The 22683-nt window shown below is 72.2% G+C and carries 17 protein-coding genes; 11 read left to right on the forward strand and 6 right to left on the reverse strand.

Annotated elements, in window-relative coordinates; genetic code table 11:
- The first annotated feature begins 92 nt into the window (after positions 1 to 92).
- From Mco01_RS11605 to ettA, 9 genes are all read left to right on the forward strand, one after another.
- On the forward strand, positions 93 to 1181 hold the full coding sequence (locus Mco01_RS11605) for a GNAT family N-acetyltransferase (protein WP_204056892.1): 1089 nt from the start codon (positions 93 to 95) through the stop codon (positions 1179 to 1181).
- A 121-nt stretch (positions 1182 to 1302) separates the two neighbouring features.
- Positions 1303 to 2349, forward strand: coding sequence for a sirohydrochlorin chelatase (locus Mco01_RS11610; RefSeq protein WP_204056893.1), 1047 nt, complete (start codon positions 1303 to 1305; stop codon positions 2347 to 2349).
- A 10-nt stretch (positions 2350 to 2359) separates the two neighbouring features.
- A complete protein-coding gene (cobT, locus tag Mco01_RS11615; protein WP_204056894.1) occupies positions 2360 to 3445 on the forward strand; it encodes a nicotinate-nucleotide--dimethylbenzimidazole phosphoribosyltransferase in 1086 nt (361 codons plus the stop codon).
- A 104-nt stretch (positions 3446 to 3549) separates the two neighbouring features.
- Positions 3550 to 4782, forward strand: a complete 1233-nt coding sequence (gene cobA / locus Mco01_RS11620; protein WP_204056895.1) for a uroporphyrinogen-III C-methyltransferase — start codon at positions 3550 to 3552, stop codon at positions 4780 to 4782.
- Positions 4779 to 7160 carry a dynamin family protein gene (locus tag Mco01_RS11625; protein ID WP_239103527.1) on the forward strand — a complete coding sequence of 794 codons (2382 nt, stop codon included), beginning with the start codon at positions 4779 to 4781 and terminating at the stop codon, positions 7158 to 7160. The genes cobA and Mco01_RS11625 overlap by 4 nt, the downstream gene beginning before the upstream one ends.
- Positions 7161 to 7209: 49 nt before the next feature.
- Positions 7210 to 8841 carry a GTPase gene (locus tag Mco01_RS11630; RefSeq protein ID WP_204056896.1) on the forward strand — a complete coding sequence of 544 codons (1632 nt, stop codon included), beginning with the start codon at positions 7210 to 7212 and terminating at the stop codon, positions 8839 to 8841.
- Between the two features lie 98 nt (positions 8842 to 8939).
- The gene (locus Mco01_RS11635) at positions 8940 to 9689 is read left to right on the forward strand and encodes a single-stranded DNA-binding protein (protein ID WP_204056897.1); all 750 of its coding nucleotides are present in this window, start codon (positions 8940 to 8942) and stop codon (positions 9687 to 9689) included.
- Between the two features lie 692 nt (positions 9690 to 10381).
- Complete coding sequence (locus tag Mco01_RS11640; protein ID WP_204056898.1) at positions 10382 to 11683, forward strand: GGDEF domain-containing protein; 1302 nt, start codon at positions 10382 to 10384, stop codon at positions 11681 to 11683.
- A gap of 10 nt (positions 11684 to 11693) precedes the next feature.
- Positions 11694 to 13358, forward strand: a complete 1665-nt coding sequence (gene ettA, locus Mco01_RS11645) for an energy-dependent translational throttle protein EttA (protein WP_204056899.1) — start codon at positions 11694 to 11696, stop codon at positions 13356 to 13358.
- A gap of 290 nt (positions 13359 to 13648) precedes the next feature.
- Here ettA and Mco01_RS11650 read toward each other — a convergent pair whose 3' ends face one another.
- Positions 13649 to 14308: a response regulator gene (locus tag Mco01_RS11650; protein ID WP_204056900.1), complete on the reverse strand. Its 660-nt coding sequence runs from the start codon at positions 14306 to 14308 to the stop codon at positions 13649 to 13651.
- Positions 14305 to 15528: a sensor histidine kinase gene (locus tag Mco01_RS11655; RefSeq protein ID WP_239103541.1), complete on the reverse strand. Its 1224-nt coding sequence runs from the start codon at positions 15526 to 15528 to the stop codon at positions 14305 to 14307. Before Mco01_RS11655 ends, Mco01_RS11650 begins: the two co-directional genes overlap by 4 nt.
- A gap of 202 nt (positions 15529 to 15730) precedes the next feature.
- Between Mco01_RS11655 and Mco01_RS11660 the strand changes: the two genes are divergently transcribed.
- Positions 15731 to 16363: a hypothetical protein gene (locus tag Mco01_RS11660; protein ID WP_204056902.1), complete on the forward strand. Its 633-nt coding sequence runs from the start codon at positions 15731 to 15733 to the stop codon at positions 16361 to 16363.
- 219 nt (positions 16364 to 16582) lie between these two features.
- Here Mco01_RS11660 and Mco01_RS11665 read toward each other — a convergent pair whose 3' ends face one another.
- The 4 genes from Mco01_RS11665 to Mco01_RS11680 all read right to left on the reverse strand — a co-directional run bounded on the left by Mco01_RS11665 (position 16583) and on the right by Mco01_RS11680 (position 20610).
- Entirely contained in the window at positions 16583 to 18133 is a 1551-nt protein-coding gene (locus Mco01_RS11665) for a glycoside hydrolase family 13 protein (RefSeq protein ID WP_204056903.1), read from the reverse strand.
- 30 nt (positions 18134 to 18163) lie between these two features.
- Positions 18164 to 18547: a globin gene (locus Mco01_RS11670; protein ID WP_239103528.1), complete on the reverse strand. Its 384-nt coding sequence runs from the start codon at positions 18545 to 18547 to the stop codon at positions 18164 to 18166.
- A 34-nt stretch (positions 18548 to 18581) separates the two neighbouring features.
- Complete coding sequence (locus Mco01_RS11675) at positions 18582 to 19520, reverse strand: mechanosensitive ion channel family protein (protein ID WP_204056904.1); 939 nt, start codon at positions 19518 to 19520, stop codon at positions 18582 to 18584.
- An 865-nt stretch (positions 19521 to 20385) separates the two neighbouring features.
- On the reverse strand, positions 20386 to 20610 hold the full coding sequence (locus tag Mco01_RS11680) for a hypothetical protein (RefSeq protein ID WP_239103529.1): 225 nt from the start codon (positions 20608 to 20610) through the stop codon (positions 20386 to 20388).
- A gap of 372 nt (positions 20611 to 20982) precedes the next feature.
- Between Mco01_RS11680 and Mco01_RS11685 the strand changes: the two genes are divergently transcribed.
- A complete protein-coding gene (locus Mco01_RS11685; protein WP_204056905.1) occupies positions 20983 to 22566 on the forward strand; it encodes an NsdA family TPR-like regulatory protein in 1584 nt (527 codons plus the stop codon).
- Positions 22567 to 22683: the final 117 nt, after the last annotated feature.

The raw sequence follows: 22683 nt of genomic DNA on the forward strand, positions 1-22683 counted from the left end.
CCCCTCTGCCCCAAACATGGACCCCGGCAGAAGGGCGTACGGTGCTCTACCGATGGCGGGCGACGGATCCGCCGAGTCCATGGAGTGATGCGGTGTTCGACGAGCAGCTGACGATCACCACGGAACGGCTGGTCCTGCGGCCGTTCGGCCCCCGCGACGTCGCCGAGGTCCGGCAGGTGATCGCGGACGGCGCGCACACGACGGCGCTGCCGCCCGGCGCGCCCGGCCACGCCTCGGGGATCGGGCAGTGGCTGTCCCACGGCGTCCACGAGCTGTGGCGGTCCGGCCAGGGCATCCACCTCGCGATGTTCTCCAGCGAGGGCGTGGTCGGCTCGATCAGCCTGTTCAAGGCCCAGTGGGGCGCGGGCACGGCCGAAGTGGGCTACGGCGTCCACCCGGCGCACCGGCGGCGGGGGTACGCCACCGAGGCCGTTCGCGGGCTCACCTCCCGGCTGCTGGGCGAGGGCGTGCTGCGGCGGGTCGAGCTGCGGGCGAACGCCGACAACGTGGCGTCCGTCCGGGTGGCGGAGAAGGCGGGGTTCACCCGCGAGGGGCTGCTGCGCGGCGCCGGGTTCGAGGACGACGGCCCCCACGACCTGCTCGTCTTCGGCCTGCTGCAGGGCGACGGCCGCCCGGGGCTCCAGCGGCGCATCGAGAGCGACCGCCTCGTGCTGCGGCCCTTCGCCCGGCGCGACGCCTTCGACATCGTCGACGCCGTGCGCGACGACCCCGAGATCAACCGCTGGATGACGTGGGCCGCCGGCTACACCCTGGAGCGGGCGCTGGAGTGGTGCACGCGGCTCGCGCACTCGGCGGGGCCGGGCTATGGTGGCCACTTCGCGATCGAGCCGCGCGACGGGGGGCGCCTGGCCGGGGCGATCGGGGTGCAGCGGGAGGACCACGAGCGTGGCGACGCCGAACTGGGGTACTGGCTCGCCCCGTGGGCCCGGGGGAACGGGTATGCCGCCGAGGCCACGCGGATGGTCGCGGCCTACCTGTTCAGCCTCGGGTTCCACCGGGTGCACCTGCTGGTCGCGCGGGGGAACCTCGCCAGCCAGGCGGTCGCGCGGAGGGCCGGGTTCATCGAGGAGGGCATCCTGCGCCAGGCCCTCCCGGTCGCGGGCGGCCGGGCCGACGCGATCATCTATAGCGTCCTAAACGGGGAAATTTCATGGCAATAGGTAAAGAATTGCCCTTTCACCTGGGCTGGAGGGTCAAGGGACGCCCATGATTGGGCCTGCGGGGCTATCCTCGCCAAGCCGGATCAGGAACTCGCAGGTCAAGGCATGGGAGATCAGCTAGATGAAACCGCCGCTGCTGCTCATCGGCCATGGAACCCACGATGAGACCGGCGTGGCCGAGTTCGGCCGGTTCGTGCACCGCCTCCGCTGCCGTCTCGACGGGCTTCCCGCCGAGGTGAGCGGCGGCTTCATCACGAACGCGCGCCCCCCGCTCGCCGACTCGATCGCCTCCCTCGTGGCCAGGGGGCATCACCACCTGATCGCGGTGCCGCTCAGCCTCACCGGCGACCGGAACGCGCTCGGGGACGTCCCCGGGACGATGGCGCTGGAGCAGGAGCGCCACCCCACGCTGGAGTACGACCTCGGCCGCTCGCTCGGCCCCGACCCCCGGGTGCTGCGGCTGCTCGCCGAGCGGCTCGCCGACGCCCGCGCTGAGATGCCCCGGTTCGTCACCGAGGAGCCGCCCGTCGAGATCGCCCCGAACGAGACCGCCGTGGTGCTCGTCGGCCACGGGTCCACCGACCCGGCCGTGAACGCCGAGGTCCACCGGGTCTCGCGGCTGTTCTGGGAGACCCACGTCCCCGACCTGCTCACGGTCGAGACGGCGTACGTCTCCCACGCCCGGCCCGGCGTGCCCGGCGGCCTGGAGCGCTGCCGCAGGCTCGGGGCCAAGCGCGTGATCGTCCTGCCGTACGTGCTGTTCGCCGGGGCCGTGCTGGAGCGCATCTGGGCCCAGGCCCTCGCGTACGGCGCCAACCACGAGGGGCTCGACATCCGCTGCGCCGAGGTCATCGGCGACTGCGAGGGCCTGGCCGACGTGGTCATCGACCGGTACGAGGAGGCGCTGGCGGGCGCCGGCGTGTCCTCGGCTCCGGCCCGGGTCCGGCCGCGCCCGGCCGTCCGCGAGATCCGCACGGGCGTCGCCGTGTCGCCGCGGGAGGCGGTCCCGGACCTCGACGGCGGCCTGGACGTCGACCCCGGCCTGGAGGCCGATCTCGAGGCCGTGGAGGCCGAGATCGAAACGGAGATGGAGGCGAAGCTGGACAATGGGCCCGGCGGCGTGGGGACCGGCCCCCTCGCCCAGCCAGGAGTCCCCAGCGCCGTCTAAGGAGTGACCGATGACCCCCCTCGATGAGGCGATCGACGCGATCCGGCCGATCGACGCCCGCGCGATCGCCGAGGCCCGCGCCCACCAGGACCGGCTGACCAAGCCGCGCGGCTCGCTCGGCGTCCTGGAGGACGTGGCGGTCCAGCTGTCGGGGATCGCAGGGGTCTGCCCGCCGCCGATGCCGGTCCCGGCGGCGCTCGCCATCTTCGCGGCCGACCACGGCGTGCACGCCCAGGGGGTGTCGCCCTGGCCGCAGGAGGTCACCGCGCAGATGGTGGCCAACTTCACCGCCGGAGGGGCGGTCGCCAACGCGTTCGCCGCGCAGGCCGGCGTCTCCGTCACGGTCGTCGACGTCGGCGTGGCGGCCGACCTGCCGCCCGCCCCCGGCCTGGTCTCCCGCAAGGTCGCGTACGGCACGGCCGACCTGTCCCAGGGCCCCGCGATGACGCCCGATCAGGCCGCCGAGGCGCTGGCCGTGGGCGTGCGGACGGCTCGCGACCTGGTCGCGGCCGGGAACCGCTGTCTCATCACCGGCGACATGGGCATCGCCAACACGACCGCCTCCGCGGCGCTGGTCTGCGCCTTCGCCGGCCGGGAGCCCGCCGGGGTCACCGGGCGCGGCACGGGCATCGACGACGAGACCCACCTTCGCAAGATCGAGGTCGTCCGGCGGGCCCTGCGCGTCAACGGCATCCCGGAGGCGGGAGCCGTACAGGAGGGGCGGGACGCGGCCCTGCGGGCACTCGCCGCGGTCGGCGGGCTGGAGCACGCGGCCATCGCCGGGTTCGTCCTCGGCGGGGCGGCGGCGCGGGTGCCGGTCGTCCTCGACGGCGTGATCGCCGGGTCGGCCGCGCTGGTGGCCGCCGCGCTCGCCCCCGACGCGGTGGGCCACTGCGTCGCCGGGCACCGCTCCGCCGAGCCGGGCCACGCCGCCGCGCTCACGCATCTCGGGCTGCGCCCGCTCGTCGACCTCGAACTGCGCCTCGGCGAGGGGACCGGCGGCCTGCTCGCTCACCCCCTGGTCAGCGCCGCCGTCCGCGTCATGCACGACGTCGCCACTTTCGACTCCGCGGGCGTCGCCGACAAGGACGGCTGAGCCGTCCCGGACGGATAAGTCTCATCTGGTGAATGCCCCCGGAGAGCACCGGGTAGGTTTGCGTCCTAACAAGGCACGCTTGACGCATTAGGGAGACTGGGGTCATGGCGCCCTACCTGCTCGGCCTCCGCCTCGACGGGAGGCGTGTGCTCGTCGTCGGCGGCGGACGCGTCGCCCAGCGGCGCGTCCCCGCCCTGCTCGACGCCGGGGCCTCCGTCACCCTGATCTCGCCCGGCGTCACTCCGGCGCTTGACGACCTCATCGCCGACGGCCGGGTGACCTGGGAGCGCCGGCCGTACCAGGTGGGCGACTGCGACGGCGCCTGGCTGGTGCACGCCTGCACCGACCAGCGGGAGGTCAACACCGCCGTCGCCGCCGAGGCCGACGCCAAGCGGATCTGGTGCGTACGGGCCGACGACAAGGACGCCAGCGCCGCGTGGACCCCGGCGAGCGGCAGGGTCGACGAGGTCGGCGTGGCCGTGACCGCCGGGGGCGACCCCCGGAGGGCCGCCGGCATCCGCGACGCGATCGTCGGGGCGCTCCGCGACGGCACCGTCGAGGCCCGGCGCCACCGCACCAAGCCCGTGGGGGTCGCGCTCGTCGGCGGAGGCCCCGGCGACCCGGGCCTGATCACCGTCCGGGGGCGCCAGCTGCTGGCCCAGGCCGACGTGGTCGTGGCCGACCGGCTCGCCCCCCGCGCCCTCCTCGACGAGCTGCCCGCGGACGTCGAGCTCATCGACGCCGCCAAGGTTCCGTACGGCCGGTCGCTGTCGCAGGAGCGGATCAACGAGCTGCTCGTCGAGCACGCCCGTCAGGGCAAGTTCGTGGTCCGGCTCAAGGGGGGCGACCCGTTCGTCTTCGGCCGGGGCGGCGAGGAGATGATCGCCTGCGCCCGCGCCGGCATCCCCGTCGTCGTGGTTCCCGGCATCACCAGCGCGGTCGCCGTCCCGGGCGCGGCCGGCGTCCCGGTGACCCATCGCGGGGTCAGCCAGGAGTTCCACGTGATCTCGGTCCACGTGGCGCCGGACGACCCGAGGTCGACGGTCGCCTGGCCGGGACTGGCGAGATCCAGGGGAACCCTGATACTTCTGATGGCGGTCGAACGCATCCGGGAGATCGCCGAGACCCTGCTCCGAGACGGACGTTCGCCGGAAACTCCCGTAATGGTGGTACAGGACGGTACTCTTCCCACCCAGCGAGCTGTTACCGCCACGCTCTCCACGGTGGCGGAACGGGTGACCGCGGCCGGGGTTCGGCCCCCGGCGATCGTGATCGTCGGTGAGGTCGTCACAGTCGGCCAGGAGATCGAAATGGTGCGAGCGGAGCGGGTCCCGTGAAATCGGCAGCCAGGAAGACCCCCGACCACAAGCCCGCCAGGAAATCCGGCGACGCCGTGACCGAGGAGCCGGCCATCGAGGAGCAGCCCGAGACGCCGGGGGAGCAGACGATCACGTTCCGCCCCATTCAGGACGGCGATCCGGCCCCCGATCCCGCCGGCTCCGGCGACGATTCCGCCTCGGTGGACGGCGACGACGGTGGAACGTCCCAGAGCCGCTCCGCGCCGAACGGGTCCGCCGCGGACGTCGTGGCGGAGGCTGGGGACGGGGACGTACCGGAGGCCGGCCCCGGGGACGCCGCCGCGAGCGGCGGTGACCGCGGCGGAGGGGACGCCGGGAACGGCGCGGACACACCGGCCGCGGAGGAGACGGCGCCCGCCGCCGAGAGCGAGACCGCCGCGAGCAGCGGTGACGACGCCGCCGGAGACGCGGCCGCGCAGGCGGGCGACGGCGACGAGGGCGGCACGGGCCGCGACGGCGACGACGAGGGCGGCACCGACGCCACGGGGATCGAGTCGGCCGGGATCGAGTCGGCTGAGAACGAGACGGCCGGGAACGAGACGGCCGGGAACGAGACGGCCGGGAACGAGACGGCCGGGGACGAGTCGGCTGGGAACGAGTCGGCTGGGAACGAGTCGGCTGGGAACGACGGTGGCGCCCCGGCAGGTCAGACGGGCGGGAGCACCGGCCGGGTGCGCGAGATGCCGCTGCCCGACCCCGTGTCCGAGGCGCTGACCAGGGCCCTCGACCAGCTCCGGGTCGCCGTCAAGGGCCTGCACTTCGGGCTGGACGTCCCCGGCTCCGACGAGGCGCGCAAGGCCCAGGCCGCCGTGCTGGCCCAGATCGACGACTATGTCATCCCCCGCGTCCACATGAGCACGGCCCCCGCCCTGATCGTGGTGGCGGGCTCCACCGGCGCGGGCAAGTCCACCCTGGTCAACACGCTGGCCGCGCAGAAGGTCACGGCCACGGGCGTACGCCGGCCGACGACGTCGGTGCCCGTCCTGGCCTGCCACCCCGACGACCGCGACTGGTTCGCCAAGGGTGACCTGCTCGGCGGCCTGAACCGGCTCGACGAGCCGGCGGACGGCGCCGGGACCGACAGCGTCGTGGTCGTCCCGACCCCCCGGCTGCCGCAGGGCGTGGCCCTGCTCGACACGCCCGACATCGACTCGGTGGTCGAGGCGCACCACGACTCCGCCCACCGCATGCTCGACGCGGCCGACCTGTGGGTGTTCGTCACCACCGCCTCCCGCTACGCCGACGCGCCCTCCTGGGGCCTGCTGCGGCGGGCCAAGGAGCGCGGCGCCCGGCTGGTGATCGTGCTGTCCCGGGTGCCGTCGAGGTCGCGCGACGTCATCGTTAAGCACTTCGGCCGGATGCTCGACGAGTACGGCATGGGTGAGGTCGAGCGCTTCGTCGTCAACGAGACGAGCGTGCGCGACGGCCGTCTGCCGGAGATCGAGATCACCGAGCTGCGGATGTGGCTGGCCGAGCTGTCCGTGGACGACGAGCGCCGTACGGCCGCTGTGCAGGCGACGCTGAACGGCGTGCTCAACAGCTTCCGGAGCCGCCTGCCGGCCCTGGCCCGGCACCTGGAGACCCAGGTGGCGCTGCGGGCCGACCTGCGCTCCGACGTCGACGCGGCGTACATGGGCGCGCTGGCGGAGATCGACGAGGCCACCAGGAACGGCTCGCTGCTGCGCGGCGAGGTGCTGGCCCGCTGGCAGGACTTCGCCGGATCGGGCGACCTCATGCGCACCCTGCAGCTGCGTCGCGGGTCGAAGGGCTCGCACCAGGGACCGGAGCGCGTACGGGCGCTGAAGGCCTCCTTACGCGCCGGCCTGGAGTCCGTGATCACCTCGGCCGCCCAGCGGGCCGCGGAGGAGGTCGTCGCGCGGTGGCGGCAGCGGGCGGGCGCGGGCGACCGGCTCGCGGCGACGCCGGGCCTCGGCCGCCCCTCAGAGGAGGTCATGCGCAGGACCTCCCGCACCATCACCTCCTGGCAGGACCACGTGACCGAGCTGATCCGCACGGAGGGCGTGACGAAGCGCTCGGTCGCCAAGATCATCTCGTTCGACGTGGAGTCGCTGTCCCTGATCTTCACGGTCGGCCTGCTCGGCTACGGCACGGCGGACGTGTCCGTCGGCTCGGGCACCAGCGCGCTGCCCCAGCGGCTGCTGCGCGGCCTGCTCGGCGCCGAGTCGCTGCGCAGCATCAGCGCCAAGGCCAGGAGCGACCTGCGCGCCCGGATCGGCCTGCTGTTCGACGAGGAGACGCTCCGGTACGTGGACGCCCTCGACAGCGCCGGCATCCCGGACGAGGCCGCCGCCACCCGCCTGTACCAGGCGACGTACAACCTCGAGGTCGCGCGATGACGGAACCGGACCGTCGCGCGGGCACTCACGCAACGACGGTGGGGAATCGATGAGCGCTGTCAGCACCGCCCAGGCGCAGTTCGGGCTGGGGTCCCGGCTCGCGGCCCTGTCCAGGATCGTCGAGCTCGGCCCCGGCCGGGTCGAGCCGGCTCTGCTCACGGAGGCCGCGCAGCTGCTCCTGCGGGCGGGCGACCGGCTGAAGCTGTCGCCCGAGCACACCGTGGTCGCCCTCGCCGGAGGCACCGGCAGCGGCAAGTCCTCGCTGTTCAACGCCGTGTCCGGGCTGGAGCTGTCGCCGATCGGGGTGCGCAGGCCCACCACCGCCCGTACGCACGCCTGCGTGTGGGGACTCGACGGCGCCGCGCCGCTGCTCGACTGGCTGCAGATCCAGTGGCGGCACCGGTTCGCCCGCGCGAGCGCGCTCGACAGGGGCGAGGGCCGGCTGCACGGGCTGATCCTGCTCGACCTGCCCGACCACGACTCGATCCGGGCGCTGACCGACCCCGAGGCGCACCGGCTCATCCAGGTGGCCGACCTGGTGGTGTGGGTGCTCGACCCGCAGAAGTACGCCGACGCCTCGGTGCACCGGCGGTACGTCGCGGAGCTGACCGGCCACGACGACGTCACGGTCTTCGTGCTCAACCAGGCCGACCGGTTGACCCCGGAGGAGCAGGCCGAGTGCGTGGCCGACCTGGAGGACCTGCTGCGCCGGGAGGGCGTCGCCCACCCCCGGGTCGTCGCGACGTCCGCCACCACCGGCAAGGGGATAGACGGGCTCAAGGCGGTGCTGGCCGACTCGGTCGCCGCCCGGCGGGCCGCCTACCAGCGGCTGGAGGCCGACCTCGACCGCCTGATGGCGCGGCTGGCCAAGGAGATGCCCGAGGTCCTGCACGTCGAGCCGACCGTGGACGGCGCCCGCCGCGCGGGGCTGACCGACGCGCTCTGCGACGCCGTCGGCGTCTCGGCGCTGGGCGAGGCCATGGAGAACGTGTACGGGGTGCGCTCGGTCGACTGGGTCGGCTGGCCGTACGCCCGCTGGGCCGCGAGGCTGCGGCCCGACCCGCTGAGCAGCCTGCGGCTCGGCGGGGTCAAGGACGACATCCGCACCCTGGTCGGCAGCTCGGTCAGCGCGCAGCCCGCCGAGGTCGACAACGCCGTCCAGGCCCTGGGCGACGGGCTGTCCGCTGGGATGCCGGAGGTGTGGCAGAACGGCGTGCGCGAGGCCGCCCGGTCCCGCTCGCCGGAGCTGTCGGGGGCGCTGTCGAAGGAGCTCGCGGAGGTCGCCCCGCCGCTCGACCGGGTGCCCGGCTGGTGGTGGCTGCTGAAGATCTGGCAGTACCTGCTCGTCGTCATGTTCGTCGCCGGGCTCGCCTGGGCCGGCTCGATCCTCGCGTACGGCGTGTTCAAGGCGGGACGGCCCCCGGCCGAGATCCTCGGCGACGTGGCGGTGCTGCCGTGGGTGGGGCTGATGATGGTCAGCGTCCTCGGGCTCGGACTGCTGTCCGCGGTGGCGAGCAGGAACTTCGTGGTGCTTGGGGCGGGCAAGGAGCGCGACCGGCTCGAACGCGACATGCGGCGCCGGGTGGGCGCGGTGGCCCAGGACATGGTGGTCACCCCGGTCGAACGCGAGCTGAACCGGTACAACGAGTTCTTCGGGGCCATGGCGGCCGCTCGCCGGTAGCTGTCCACAGAATCGCGTTCGGCGCCGTGGCGGTCGTGCCGCGGAGGCCAGTGTGTCGTCCGAGCCCGGCGAGTGTCCGGGCCGGGGAGGCACATGCGATGAGCGACATCCACGTCACGTTGAGCGGGAACGTCACCGACGACCCCCGGCAGTACCAGTTCAGGGACGGATCCCGCGTCACCTCGCTGCGGATGGCCGTCAACAGGCGGGTCCTCGACCAGCAGACCAACACCTGGCAGACGAGGGACACGACGTACTACACGGTCCGCTGCTACCGGGGGCTGGGGGACAACGTCCACCAGTCGATCAGGAAGGGCCACCCCGTCGTCGTGTACGGCAAGCTGCGCATCAAGCAGTTCGAGCGTGACGGGGAGCAGCGGTTCTGGGCCGAGATCGAGGCGAGCTCGGTCGGCCACGACCTCAAGTGGGGGATCACGAGCTTCGAGAAGCCCCTGAGGGCGTTCGCCGGGGCCGCGCCCACCGACGACGACCGCCAGGCCATGGAGGACGCGACGAAGGAGTGGGAGCTCGCCACTCCCGCCGCTCCCCGCTCGGTGGACGAGCTGCGCCTGCCTTTCGGCGTCCCCGGGGACGGCGTCCCGGGCGACGGCATGGCCGACGACGGCTTCGCCGACGGCGACGACGACCGGGACGGGCCGTCCGCGGGCGAGATCGCGGCGGCGGCCGGCCGGGCGCCCGGCGACCGGCGTGATGCGGACGGGGGCGAGGCGGGGGACGGGCCGGCGACCCCGGCGGGGACGGCCGGCACCGGGGAGGCGGCGGACGACGCCGAGGCCGACGCCGAGGACGACGGGGTTCCCTGGATTCCCCGCGCCCTGGCCGCCTGAGGCGGCCCCTGGTTCTGGCGGGCGGCCGGGCCCGCCAGACCTGGCCGCCCGCAACCCCATGGCTCGTCGGGCCCGGCAACGGCCCCTGGGCACGGGTGTGGCGTTCGAAGGAAGGGCCGCGGCGAGGGGGCGGGAAGGCCGGGGGAGTGGCGGTACCGGTGCGCGGCGAGGGCGGGAGGGCCCGAGGGGGCGGCAGGAAAAGGGCCGCGGCGAGGGGGCGGGAAGGCCGGGGGAGTGGCGGTAAGGGGGCGCTGCGAGCTTGCAGGATCGCGGAGAGGCGGCAAGGGGGCGCTGCGAGAGGACGCGGAGGAACCCGGGGTGACGGGAGGCGCCGGTGCGGGTGCCGGGTGCGTGGGCGGGCACGCGGTGGAGGGGCACCGGCCGTCTGGTGCCGGCCTCCCGGGACGGGAGTCCGGGGTCGGCCGATGGCGAGGCCCGCGTCGTTACAAGAGCACCCTGATCAGGTCCAGATGATGCCCCGCACCATGGCTGCTCCTTTCCCAACGTCCCGCTCCGGGAAGCGGGTTCCCACCAGAGCAGGTCGCCGCGCAAATCGCCTTAGACCCGCTCGTAGGCCATCAGATCCAGATGGCCACCGTGTAAAGGTAGCGGTTCCCGTCGCGCGGCGCACACTCCGCAACTATTGTGTTACACATCGTGAGACGCTGTTTATGGTTGCGTTGGGGGACGGAATGACGGCGCCCAGTCAGACCTCGGCCAGAACGCGTGACCCGATCTACTCACGCGGCCGGTGGCCCCTGCTGGCCCAGCCGACCACCCTGGTCGTCTACCTCGGCGCCGTCGTGGCGCTCGCGATCGCGGTGATCGTGGTCCTCGCGCGCCAGACCCCCCTCGTCGTGCCGGATCTGGTCATGTTCGCCGCGCTCACGGGCTGCGGAGCGGTCTGCATCGAGGCCACCCGGCGTCTCGGCATGCCGGCCGGGGTGTCCCGCGACCTGTTGTCGGCGTGGTGGCTCCCGGCGGCGTTCCTGCTGCCGCCGCTCTACGCCGTCCTGGCCCCGATCCCGTTGCAGATCCTGCTGCAGCTGCGGGTCCGGGCGACCGTCGTGTACCGGCGGGTGTTCAGCGCCGCCGCGATCGGCCTGGCGGCGGGGGCGGCCTCGGCGGTGTTCCACCGCTGGGTCCACGACCCCGACGAGCTGTATGGCGGCAGCGGCGGGCCGATCGCCGTGGCCGCGGCCTGTGCGGTGCTGTTCACCGTGCTCAACACCGCGCTGATCGCGGTCGCCGCGCACGCGGCCGACCCCGAGGGCCGGTGGGGCGAGGTCCTGTGGGACCGCGAGCGGGTCCTGCTCGACGCCGTCGAGCTGTGCCTCGGCGTGGTCGTCGCGGTCGTGTGCGGGCTCAACCTGGCCCTGCTGCTGCTCGTCCTGCCCCCGGTCGTGCTGCTCCAGCGCAGCCTCCTCCACGCGCAGCTGCAGGCGGCGGCCCGCACCGACCCCAAGACGGGCCTGCTCAACGCGGCGGCCTGGCAGCGCGAGGCCGACACGGAGATCATCCGGGCCCAGCGGACCGGGGTGCCGCTGGCGCTCGTCCTGGTGGACATCGACCACTTCAAGCGGGTCAACGACACCTACGGCCACCTCGTCGGCGACCAGGTGCTGATCCAGGTGGCCACCACGCTGCGCAGCCAGCTCCGCGAGTACGACGTCGTGGGCCGCTTCGGCGGGGAGGAGTTCGTCGTCCTCCTGCCGGGCGCCGACGTCACCGAGGCCCGCCGGGTGGCCGAGCGGCTCCGCCGGCGGGTCGGCCGGATGGCGGTCTCGGCGGAGCAGGCCATGGTCACGGTCACGGTCTCGGCCGGGGTCGCCATCATGAACGTGCACGGGGAGGACCTGATCGAGCTGCTCGCGGCGGCCGACCTCGCCCTCTACCGCGCCAAGGAACTGGGCAGGGATCGCATCTGCCTTCCGGCCGCGCCGGTCGCCCCGCCTCCCCGAAGCGCGGACGGCGCAACCGGCGCCATCCCCTAGGCTTGAGAGCATGCCGGAGTACATCTACACGCTGCAGCGCGTGCGCAAGGCGCACGGCGACAAGGTTGTCCTCGACGACGTCACGCTGTCGTTCCTGCCGGGTGCCAAGATCGGCGTCCTGGGCCCGAACGGCACGGGCAAGTCGACGCTGCTCAAGATGATGGCGGGCCTGGAGCAGCCGTCCAACGGCGAGGCTCGGCTGATGCCCGGCTTCACGGTCGGCATCCTCCAGCAGGAGCCCTCCCTCAACGAGTCCAAGACCGTGCTCGGCAACGTCGAGGAGGGCGTCGCCGAGACCAAGGCGATGCTCGACCGGTTCAACGAGATCGCCGAGCAGATGGCCACCGACTACAGCGACGAGCTGCTCGACGAGATGGGCCGCCTCCAGGAGGCGCTCGACCACCGCAACGGGTGGGACCTCGACAGCCAGCTCGAGCAGGCCATGGACGCGCTGCGCTGCCCGCCCCCCGACGCCGACGTCACCCAGCTGTCCGGTGGTGAGCGCCGCCGCGTCGCCCTGTGCAAGCTGCTGCTTGAGCAGCCCGACCTGCTGCTGCTCGACGAGCCCACCAACCACCTCGACGCCGAGAGCGTCCAGTGGCTGGAGCAGCACCTGGAGAAGTACCCCGGCACCGTCCTGGCCGTCACCCACGACCGGTACTTCCTGGACAACGTGGCCAACTGGATCCTCGAGCTCGACCGCGGCCGCTGCTTCCCCTACGAGGGCAACTACTCCACCTACCTGGAGGCCAAGGCCGCCCGCCTCAAGGTCGAGGGCCAGAAGGACGTCAAGCGCAAGAAGCGCCTGGAGGAGGAGCTGGAGTGGGTGCGCTCCAACGCCCGCGCCCGCCAGACCAAGAGCCGGGCCCGCCTCCAGCGCTACGAGGAGATGGCCGCCGAGGCCGCCAAGTACCGCAAGCTCGACTTCGAGGAGATCCAGATCCCGCCGGGCCCGCGCCTGGGCACGACGGTCATCCGGGCCGAGAAGCTCAGCAAGGGCTTCGGCGACCGGCTGCTCATGGACGACCTGTCCTTCGACCTGCCCCGCAACGGCATCGTCGGCGTGATCGGCCCCAACGGGGTCGGCAAGACCACGCTGTTCCGGATGATCATCGGTGACGAGACCCCCGACGTCGGCGCGATCACCGTCGGCGAGACCGTCCAGATCTCCTACGTCGACCAGAGCCGCGGCGGCATCGACCCCAAGAAAAACGTCTGGCAGGTCGTGTCCGACGGGCTCGACCACATCAAGGTCGGCAACGTCGAGATGCCGTCCCGGGCGTACGTCGCGGCGTTCGGCTTCAAGGGTCCCGACCAGCAGAAGCTGGCGGGCATCCTGTCGGGCGGCGAGCGCAACCGGCTCAACCTGGCCCTGACGCTCAAGCAGGGCGGCAACGTCCTGCTGCTCGACGAGCCCACCAACGACCTCGACACTGAGACGCTGTCCAGCCTGGAGAACGCGCTGCTCGACTTCCCGGGCTGCGCCGTGATCACCTCGCACGACCGGTGGTTCCTCGACCGCATCGCCACCCACATCCTGGCGTGGGAAGAGGGCTCCAACTGGTTCTGGTTCGAGGGCAACTTCGCCGACTACGAGAAGAACAAGATCGAGCGCCTCGGCGCCGACGCCGCCCGTCCCCACCGCGTCACCTACCGCAAGCTCACCCGCGACTAGCGACTCCGTCGCCCAGCGGCGCAAGCGGGCCTACGAAGCCGGCCGGAACCCGAAGGGGTTTCGGCCGGCTTCGTCGTACCGCGGCGCCGCCACCCGTCGCCGGACCACCCGCCCACGCCCCCGCCTGCCCGTGCCTCTGCGCCAGGTCGGGAGCCCCGCGTGCCCACCAGCGGATGGGTGAGGCCGCCGCCCTTGCGGGTCCGGGTGACGACCCGCGGCGGTGGATGTCGCGGACACCTCGCGGGCTGATCCTCTTCGGCCCGGTGGCGGGGCCGGTGCACTGGCCGTGGTCAGCGGCCAGGATGGACGAGGCCGCATTCGTAGGCGAAGACCACAGCCTGGACTCGATCGCGCAGACCCAGCTTGGCGAGGATGCGGGTGACGTGGGTTTTGACCGTTGGCCCGCTGAGGTACAGTTCCGCGGCGATCTCTGCGTTGGAGCGGCCTCGGGCGATGAGCCTCAGTACCTCGAGTTCGCGCGGGGTCAGCGTCTCGAGCCCGGATGGGTGGTCGGAGCCCGGCCGGGGGCGGCGGACATAGTCCTCGATCATCCGCCGGGTGATCTCCGGGGCGAGTAGTGCCTCGCCCGCGGCGACCGTACGGACGGCTCCGGCCAGCTCACGCGGCGGCGCGCTCTTGAGCAGGAAGCCGCTCGCCCCGGCCCGCAGCGCCTGGTAGACGTACTCATCCTCATCGAATGTCGTGAGCATGAGGATGCGCGCCCGGCAGGTGCCGCCGTTCAGAAGGTGGCGGGTCGCCTCGATGCCGTCCAGGCGCGGCATGCGGATGTCCATGAGGATGACGTCGGGCTGCAGCACGGACCCACGGTCGATGGCCTCGACGCCGTCCACCGCCTCGCCAACGACCTCGATATCGTCCTGACCCTCCAGAATCGAGCGGAAACCGCCGCGTACGAGGGCCTGGTCGTCGACGAGCAAGACCCTGATCATCGCTGGCCCGCCTCCAGCGGCAACTGCGCGGTCACGGTGAAGCCGCCGCCGGGCGTGTCCGCTGTCTCGAGCGAGCCACCGTAGAGCCCGACCCGTTCGCGCATCCCGATCAGGCCGTGCCCGACCCGGTTGGTGTCGGCCCTGCCCGACCCGCCTGTCCGCCCGGTGTCGCGGATGCTCACCCCTACGGACTGGTCGTCGTAGCGCAACCTGACGTGCGCGGTGGTCGGCGCGGCGTGTTTCAGCACGTTGGTGAGCGCCTCCTGCACGATCCGGTACACGGTCAGGTCCACGCCGGGTGGCAGCGGGCGGCCCGAGCCCTCCACGGTGAGCTCGACCGGCAGGCCGATCGCGGTCATGTGGTCGACCAGTTCGGCCAGGTCGGCCGTCCCCGGCTGCGGCTTGAGCGCGAGCCGGGCCCGTTCCCCGCGCAGCAGGCCGAGCATGCGCCCGAGTTCGCCGACGGCCTGCCGCCCGGTCTCCTGGACCGAGCGCAGCGGTGCTCGCGCCTTCTGCGGGTCGCGGTCCAGCAGGGCCTCTGCGGCGCCCGCCTGGACCACCATGACGCTGACGCAGTGGGCGACGATGTCGTGCAACTCGCGCGCGATGCGGGCGCGCTCGTCGGCGAGCGCGACCCGGATCGCTTCCTCGCGCTCGGCCTCCAGCCGCCGGGCCCGGGCGCGGTCGTCGGAGTGGCTGTGAGCGCGGGCACGCAGGACCCGGCCGGCGACGAAGCACACCGCCAGCGGCACCGCGACGAACGGGATGTTGCCGACGGTGCCGGACTCCGGGTTGCGCAGGAACACGACGACCAAGCCGGCGCCGACGGCCGCCACGCCGATGAAGGCCCGCGCCGGCACACTGTGCCGGGCCACCGAGTAGGTGGCGACCAGGATCGGCAGGAGGTCGCCCCACAGCGTGACCGTCAGCGGCGTCACCAGCATCGGCCCGGCGATCGCGACCGCGAGGATCACGGCGGTGGCGAGCGGCGTCACCCGGCGCAACGCAAGGATCACGGTCGCCACCAGCGTGGAGGCGACCACGGCCGGCATCGGGCCGTACGGCGTCGAGTTGTCGAGATGGAACGCGAGGTCGGCCTGGGCGAAGCCGGTGATCGCAAGGGCGAGCAGCGCGTCGGGGAGCAGCCCGGCCGCCCTGTGCCGCAGCCACGCACGCGCCGGCGACTCCACCCGGGCCTGGGCCGGGTTTATCACGTCCATCACACCCGCAAGTTACCTACGGCGCGCTCGTGTGGCGTCATCCGCAGGTCGCATTTCCGGCGGCGTGGTTCGCGACCGAGGTATCGACCGGTGCCGACCCCGGTACGACGACGCCGCGGGTGCGCAGGGCCGACGCTGAGGACGCGCCGCCGACGGACGGCAGCGCGCACAGCGCCCGGCGCTGCGAACCATGGAGGAGACCATGACCGTGAACGTGAGACGCCTCGCCGGATGGGCGCTCGTCGTCGGCACGATCGTCGCGTTGGCGGGTTACCTCGCCGCCAACCTGCTCGCGCCGGGCAGTGGCGACCAGGTGTTCCGGTACCAGAACTGGCCGCTGTTCGAGGGGATCGCGCTGGTCGGGGACGTCGTCATCGCGCTGGGGCTGCCGGTGATCCTGACCTTCGCCGGGCGTGCACCGAAGCTGCACATCGTCGGCTATGCCGGCATATTCGCCGCGCTGGTGATGCTCAACGTCGGCGAGGGCACCACTGAGGCGTTCGTCAAGCCGTATCTGGTCGGCCACGGCGGCATCCCCGCAGAGGAACCGCCGGGTTTCGCGGTCTTCGAGGGTGTCGCGCTCCTGGCGCTGGTCGTCGGGTCGATCTGCCTCGGCATCGCTGTGCTGAGGGCGCGGACGCTGCCGTGGTGGATCGGAGTCGCGTTGATCGTCTCGTGCCTCCTCGGCGCTCTCGGGCTCCCCGGGGCCTTGTTCCTGCTGCCTGACGGCGTCTTCTTCGCGGCGCTGTTCGCCATCGGGGTCTTCGCCTTACGGGGACGGCCGGACCGTACTCCCGAGACGATCGGGCAGGCGGCTGTCAGCGCCCAGGGATGATCTTTTCGCCTCCCGCATCGACGTCCAGCGCCACGGCCACCACCCGCCCCTCTGCGGCCGCCGGCGGACTCACGAGGCCGGCCGGAACCCGAAGGGGTTCCGGCCGGCTTCGCCGTCACCGGGGCGTCATCCCGTCGTCGGACCACTCGCCCGCGCCCCCGCATGCCCGTGCCTGGGCGAGCGACCCCTCATCCCGTCAGGAGGCGCTTGGCGGCGGGGTCATTCCTGGACGAGCCAGGCAGCGGTGTCGGGGGGGAGCGAGGTCCCGTCGAGCGGGCCGCTGGAGATCAGCACCCGGTCGTGCGGGGGCAGCGGGACGGCCTCCTCACCGCAGTTGATCACACAGGTCAGCGGCCCCCGGTGGAAGAACAGGGCGTCGCCGGGGGCGTCCTGCCAGCTGATCGTGCCGGGCAGCGTCCCGCGGAGCTCACGCCGGGTGGAGAGGGCGTGACGGTAGAACCAGAGCGTCGAGGAGGGGTCGGCCGCCTGGCGCTCGGCCGTCAGGTCCGCCCAGTCGGCGGGCTGCGGCAGCCACGACCCGCCCGGCCCGAACCCGTACGGCGCCTCGGTGCCGGACCACGGGAGCGGCACCCGGCAGCCGTCGCGTCCGAGCACCTCGCCGTTGGAGCGGCTGAAGATGGGGTCCTGCCGCGCCTCTGGGGGAAGATTCTTCACCTCGGGCAGTCCGAGTTCCTCCCCTTGGTAGAGATATGCGGACCCGGGGAGGGCGAGCATGGCAAGGAGGGCGGCCCGTCCCCGCGCCACCCCGGCCGACGGGTTGAGCGACCCCTCCCCATATCGGGTGACATGGCGGACGACGTCGTGGTTGGACAGGACCCATGTCGGCGAGGACATCGAGCGGAGCGTGTCGTCGACCACCTTGCGGAACGCGGTGGCCGACCAGGGCGCCTCCAGCCAGGCGAAGTTGAAGCTCTGGTGCAGCTCGTCCGGCCGGACGTACAGGGCGAGATCCTCCGCCGAGTCGGTCCAGACCTCGCCGACGGCCGAGCGTTCGCCGGGGTAGGAGTCGAGCACCCTGCGCCAGTCCCGGTAGATGTCGTGCACCTCAGGCTGGCTCCAGATGGGGGACCGGGAGCGGAACCCGGGATCGGTGTCCGGCAGGCCCTCCGCCTTGATGAGGCCCATGGCGACGTCGATGCGGAAGCCGTCCACGCCCCGTTCGAGCCAGAACCGCAGGATGTCGAGGAACTCCTCCCGGACCTCCGGGTTGCGCCAGTTGAAGTCGGGCTGCTGGGGCGCGAACAGATGGAGGTACCACTGCCCGTCGGGCACCTGCGTCCACGCCGGGCCGCCGAAGGTGGACAGCCAGTTGTTCGGCTCCTTGCGGCCCGTCTGGGCGGCGGACGGGGAGGTGTCCCGGAACATGTAGCGGTCGCGCTCCTCCGAGCCCTTGGGGGACGCCAGGGCCTTCTGGAACCACGGGTGCGCGGACGAACTGTGGTTCGGCACGATGTCCACGATCAGCCGGAGGCCGTGCGCGTGCGTGTCGGACACCAGGGCGTCGAAGTCCGCCAGCGTGCCGAACAGGGGATCCACGTCGCGGTAGTCGGCCACGTCGTACCCGCCGTCCGCCATGGGGGAGGGGTAGAACGGGGTCAGCCAGATCGCGTCGATGCCGAGCTCCGCCAGGTAGGGCAACCGGCTCCGGATCCCGGCCAGGTCACCCGTACCGTCACCCGAGGCGTCGGCGAAACTGCGGACATAGATCTCGTAGACGACGGCGTCGCGCCACCAGGGGGTCGTTTCCATGGGTTCTTGGCTGCCCGCTGAAATCGTGACTTATGCGTTTACCAGGCTGTGGGCGGCGTAAACCAGATACTTCCACAGCTGCTCCTCGCGCTCGGGAGGCAGCTCCAGCGACCGTACGGCGTCGCCCATGTGCCGCAGCCATGCGTCGCGCTCGGCCTCGCCGATGACGAACGGCGCGTGCCGCATACGCAGGCGGGGGTGGCCGCGCTGCTGGCTGTAGGTGTTGGGGCCGCCCCAGTACTGGATGAGGAACATGCGCAGCCGCTCCTCGGCGCCCGCCAGGTCCTCCTCCGGGTAGAGCGGACGCAGCAGCGGGTCCTCGGCGACGCCCTCGTAGAACCGGTGGACCAGCAGCCGGAAGCTCTCCTCGCCCCCGATCGCCTCGTAGAAGGACAGGGTCTCCTCGCTCGTCACCGTTTCAGCCTAGGACAGTTACCGGACGGTAGGGTCAGGCCGCGAATGTGAGGCTTTTCTCGTCGAAGGCCCGCTTCACCCGCAGCCGCAGCTCGCGGGCGACCTCCAGATGCCGGGCGGGGGCGGTCTTCACGCTGACCCGGAAGATGATCGAGGTGCCCGACACCTGCTCCAGGCCGTAGACCTGGGGCTCCTCCACGATCAGGACGTCCCGGTAGTCCGGGTCCTCCCACAGGTCCACGGCGATGCTCTTGAGCAGGTCACGCACGGTCGCGATGTCCGCCGCGTACGGAACGGGCACGTCGACCAGCGCCCGCGACCAGCCCTGGGACTCGTTGCCGACCCGGCTGATCGTCCCGTTGCGGACGTACCAGACCTTTCCGTCAGCATCCCGCAGCCGGGTGATCCGCAGCGTGACCGCCTCGACGGTGCCCGTCGCCACGCCCGTGTCGATGACGTCGCCCACGCCGTACTGGTCCTCCAGCAGCATGAACATGCCGGCGATGAAGTCCTTGACGAGCTCCTGCGCCCCGAAGCCGACCGCGACGCCGATGATGCCCACACTGGTCAGCAACGGCGCGAGCTCCACCCCGAGCCGGCCGAGGATCATAAGCGCGGCGGTGCCGAAGATCATGACGGATGCGAGGCTCCGCAGCACCGACCCCATCGTCTCGGCCCGCTGCCGGCGGCGCTCGGTGAGGATCACATTGGCGGCGTCGCCGTTGCCGGCCAGGAGCGCCCTGTTGCGCAGCCGTTCCGGCAAAACGCCCTCGCTGGCCCTGAGAGTGAGCCGGGTGATCAGGCGGTGGGCCACGTTCCGCACGATGAGCGCGCCGGCCAGGATCAGGACCAGCACCAGCAGCACGTCGGCGAGCCCGGCGACCAGCGGCACCCAGGCCGGGAAATGGGCCTCCGGGAACGACGAGTTCAGCAGTGAGCAGAGGAAGCCCTTGTTGGTCTCGCATGCCTGCATCAGCGTCTCCGCCGTCCTGGTCGCATCAGGAAAGGTGGGCTCGGGCGCTGGGGTGGGTGTCGCGGGCGTCAGCGGCAACACGAGGTGGATCCCCCTCGGATCGGCTCAGTGGGCGGGCAGGTGAGAAACCTAGCCCATACTGCCGACTGAACCGGCCTCCGTCACATCGCCGGGGAAGACGGGAGCGCTTTCCGCCCGGGGCCGCGGAGGGCGGGCCGAGAGCGCTCCAGTGACGGGTGGCAGGGCCGGGGCACGCACCCGGAAGCGTGTCCCTGACCGTTCTCCGAGAGGGGAATCCCCCCGGTGCCCGCCCGGTGCCCGCCTGCGCGGCGGGCCCGGACGGAGTCCTTTCAGTACGCCCGTACGGGACCGTCGTCCCGCACGCGGCGGATCTCAGGCCGTACGGCGCGGACGGCGGGTCCGTGCGGCGTACGGCCTGCGGCCGGCGGGGCGAGGACGTGCCCGCGCCGTACGGCAGGTGGCGAACCGGTGCGGCGCGTGGGGTGCGCCGGTGCGGGTCCGCGGTGGAGGAGGGAGGCGGTGAGATGCCTGGCCGAGCCGTGCGAGGACGGCCGACCTGTCACGGCCGGCGGCTGAGGAGTGAGGTGGCGGGGTGCTTGGCCGAGCCGTGCGGAGGCGGCGGACCTGTGACGTCCGGCGGTGGAGGGGCGGCGCGGCGAGGACGTGCCCGCGCCGTAGGGTGCCCGGCCCGATCGCGGGGCCGGCGGGATGCCACAGCGTTCCCGGCGGGCCGTGGCGGCACGGCCCCGGAACGCTCCGCACCGGGCATCCCACCGGCCCCGGAGGGCCGCGGTGGGTGCGGCGTTCCCGCGGTGACTGCACTTCACCCGGTTCGCCGCCTTCCCTACTCGCTCACCGCGGCGAGCACACGGGCGACCTTGGTGGCGGCGCCGGCCGGGTCGTCCGCCCGGTGCATGCGCTCACCCCAGGACCACCAGTAGTCGGACGACTGGCAGACCACGTTCTCCGTGAGGCTGGTCGCGTTCGGGTTGATCACGCGTACGTACGCCCGGCCCGACGGGGCGCGCACGACCCGCGCGATCAGGCCGCGGGCGTCGAGCTCGGCCACCAAACGCTCCAATCGCCGGAAATCGTCCTCCCCCACCTTGAGTTCCTCCTTCATTTGCCTTGAGGCCTGAATGTCTGCTTTGGAACCCCTGCTCGTTCGTCCTGGTCCGCCAAAGATGACTCACCGAACTCATCAGGTCAACGCGGTGTGAACACCGGCCGGTGGAGGAAAACCCAAGTTGGTTGAAAGAAAACCCCTATCAGGAGACGATCCTTAGTCAGCACGTTCAAAGTGGGTACTTGGCCGGGCCAAGTGTGGTCCATCATTATGGTGTCGGCGGAGTGCGACGACAGAGTCACTCTCCGTCGCCGAATGGGACCGGTCGGGATACACGTGGGCTGCGAGTGCGGCCGGCTCGAGAGAGGGGCCGGAATGTCCGGCAGGCAACACAGGGAGACGGAGATCGCCCGGCGAGTCAGGGCGCGTGGACTCGCGGCCGGGCGGAGCCTGGCTCAGATCGCCGAAGAAATCCATGAAGTCTGCGAGACACAGTTCGGGACCACTAGGATCAAGGCCCATCGCCTCTCGAACGGCATCGCCCTCGCCGATGTCATCGAGCAGGTCCGTGCCCTCTTCGAGAGGGACGGAAAGCCCGTCCCCGGCATCGGGGAGACGCTACTGTCCGCTTACGAGTCGGGCATGAAGCGCCCCGGTCCGGAGTATCTCCACTACCTGTGTTCGGTCTACCGGGTCGAACCCTTGGCCCTTGGATTCGACGGTCCGTGCATCTGCGGCCGCGGACACGTGGTCACGGGCGTCCTGGGCGGCGGAGACCCACAAGACGACAGACCTGACACTTCCCCCGAACCGCGTGAAGCGCCGGTCCCACTGGGCAGCGGCTACCCCTCCGCGAACGGGGGAGAGGAGGACGAGAACGTGCTACGGAGGACGCTGCTGACGCTCCTCGCCGGCACCGCGGGGGCCGCGAGCCTGGACAGCCAGGTGCTCGGCGCGGTCGAGAACCTGCGGCGGCGGATGGACGACACCATGGTGACGGCCACCGTCTCACCGGCGATGCTCGACCAGTGGGAGCAGTCCACGAACGGCTTCGGCCGCCAGTACATGAACACCCCCCCTCTACGGCTCCTGTGCGACGTGATGCTGGAGTTCTCGGCCGTGCGCAAGGCCCTCGAACGCCGCCAGCCGATCGACGTCCAGGAACGCCTGTGCCGGATGGCCGCCCAGTTGGCCGGCCTGTCCGGGATGATCATGATAGACCTCGGCGACCAGCGTCTGGCCCGGTCGTTCTTCCGCACCGGCCGCACCGCCGCCGACGAGACCGGCGATCGCGCGCTGCGCGCCTGGGTGACGGCACGTGAGGCCCTCGTCCCGCTCTACTACGGCGACCCACGCGAGGCGCTCACGCTTGCCAAGAAGAGCCGCGACCTCGCCGGCCACACCCCGTGCGCCGCGCGGACCATGGCCCCCGTGGTCGAGGCCCGGGCTCTCGCCATGCTGGCGGGCAACAACGGCGCCCGACACGAGGTCGTGGAGCAGGCCAAACGGGCCCTCCATCGGGCCAGGGCCGCCTTCCAGCAGATGAGCGCGAACGACCAGGAGGACGCGGCCTTCGGCTACACCGAGCGGCAGTTGTACTTCTACCAAGGTGACGTCCTGGTGAAGCTCGGGCAGACACTTGAGGCCGACGTGATATTGGAGCAGGCCCTCGGGAAGTACTCCAACGAGGACCTGCTCGACCAGACGCTCATCCGGTTCGACCGTGCCCGGTGCCGGCTCATCGAGGGCGACGTCGAGGCAGCCCTCCAGATGGGACAGGAGGCCCTGGACATGGTCGACAAGGAGTACCGGACCGAGCTGATCCTCAAGCCCGCGTACGAGCTCGCCAAGGACATCCACGCCAAGTACGGCGACACCCCTCGGCTGGAGGCCTTCCGTGAGGCGCTGCAGCCGGGCCCGCTGGCGGTGCCGCCGAAGCTGGGCGAGGACATCGCGTGAGCCAGGGCGAGGAGAGCGGGTGCGAGGAGGATCCATGGCGGGAGGCCCGGCGCCGGCGGCCACAGGCCCGGCGCCGGGCGGTCGCGTGCCGGCACAGGGAGACCCTGGCGGCGTCGT

Origin of the sequence: Microbispora corallina (assembly GCF_016863035.1) — a bacterium.
GTDB classification, from domain to species: domain Bacteria; phylum Actinomycetota; class Actinomycetes; order Streptosporangiales; family Streptosporangiaceae; genus Microbispora; species Microbispora corallina.

What these genes read in the sequence shown, in the direction of transcription:
- Mco01_RS11665 (WP_204056903.1), bottom strand. Translation starts at nt 18,133, where the DNA reads ATGGAAACGACCCCCTGGTGGCGCGACGCCGTCGTCTACGAGATCTAT.
- Mco01_RS11610 (WP_204056893.1), top strand. Translation starts at nt 1,303, where the DNA reads ATGAAACCGCCGCTGCTGCTCATCGGCCATGGAACCCACGATGAGACC.
- Mco01_RS11675 (WP_204056904.1), bottom strand. Translation starts at nt 19,520, where the DNA reads ATGCAGGCATGCGAGACCAACAAGGGCTTCCTCTGCTCACTGCTGAAC.
- Mco01_RS11640 (WP_204056898.1), top strand. Translation starts at nt 10,382, where the DNA reads ATGACGGCGCCCAGTCAGACCTCGGCCAGAACGCGTGACCCGATCTAC.
- Mco01_RS11635 (WP_204056897.1), top strand. Translation starts at nt 8,940, where the DNA reads ATGAGCGACATCCACGTCACGTTGAGCGGGAACGTCACCGACGACCCC.
- Mco01_RS11685 (WP_204056905.1), top strand. Translation starts at nt 20,983, where the DNA reads ATGTCCGGCAGGCAACACAGGGAGACGGAGATCGCCCGGCGAGTCAGG.
- Mco01_RS11650 (WP_204056900.1), bottom strand. Translation starts at nt 14,308, where the DNA reads ATGATCAGGGTCTTGCTCGTCGACGACCAGGCCCTCGTACGCGGCGGT.
- Mco01_RS11655 (WP_239103541.1), bottom strand. Translation starts at nt 15,528, where the DNA reads ATGGACGTGATAAACCCGGCCCAGGCCCGGGTGGAGTCGCCGGCGCGT.
- Mco01_RS11660 (WP_204056902.1), top strand. Translation starts at nt 15,731, where the DNA reads ATGACCGTGAACGTGAGACGCCTCGCCGGATGGGCGCTCGTCGTCGGC.
- ettA (WP_204056899.1), top strand. Translation starts at nt 11,694, where the DNA reads ATGCCGGAGTACATCTACACGCTGCAGCGCGTGCGCAAGGCGCACGGC.
- Mco01_RS11630 (WP_204056896.1), top strand. Translation starts at nt 7,210, where the DNA reads ATGAGCGCTGTCAGCACCGCCCAGGCGCAGTTCGGGCTGGGGTCCCGG.
- cobA (WP_204056895.1), top strand. Translation starts at nt 3,550, where the DNA reads ATGGCGCCCTACCTGCTCGGCCTCCGCCTCGACGGGAGGCGTGTGCTC.
- cobT (WP_204056894.1), top strand. Translation starts at nt 2,360, where the DNA reads ATGACCCCCCTCGATGAGGCGATCGACGCGATCCGGCCGATCGACGCC.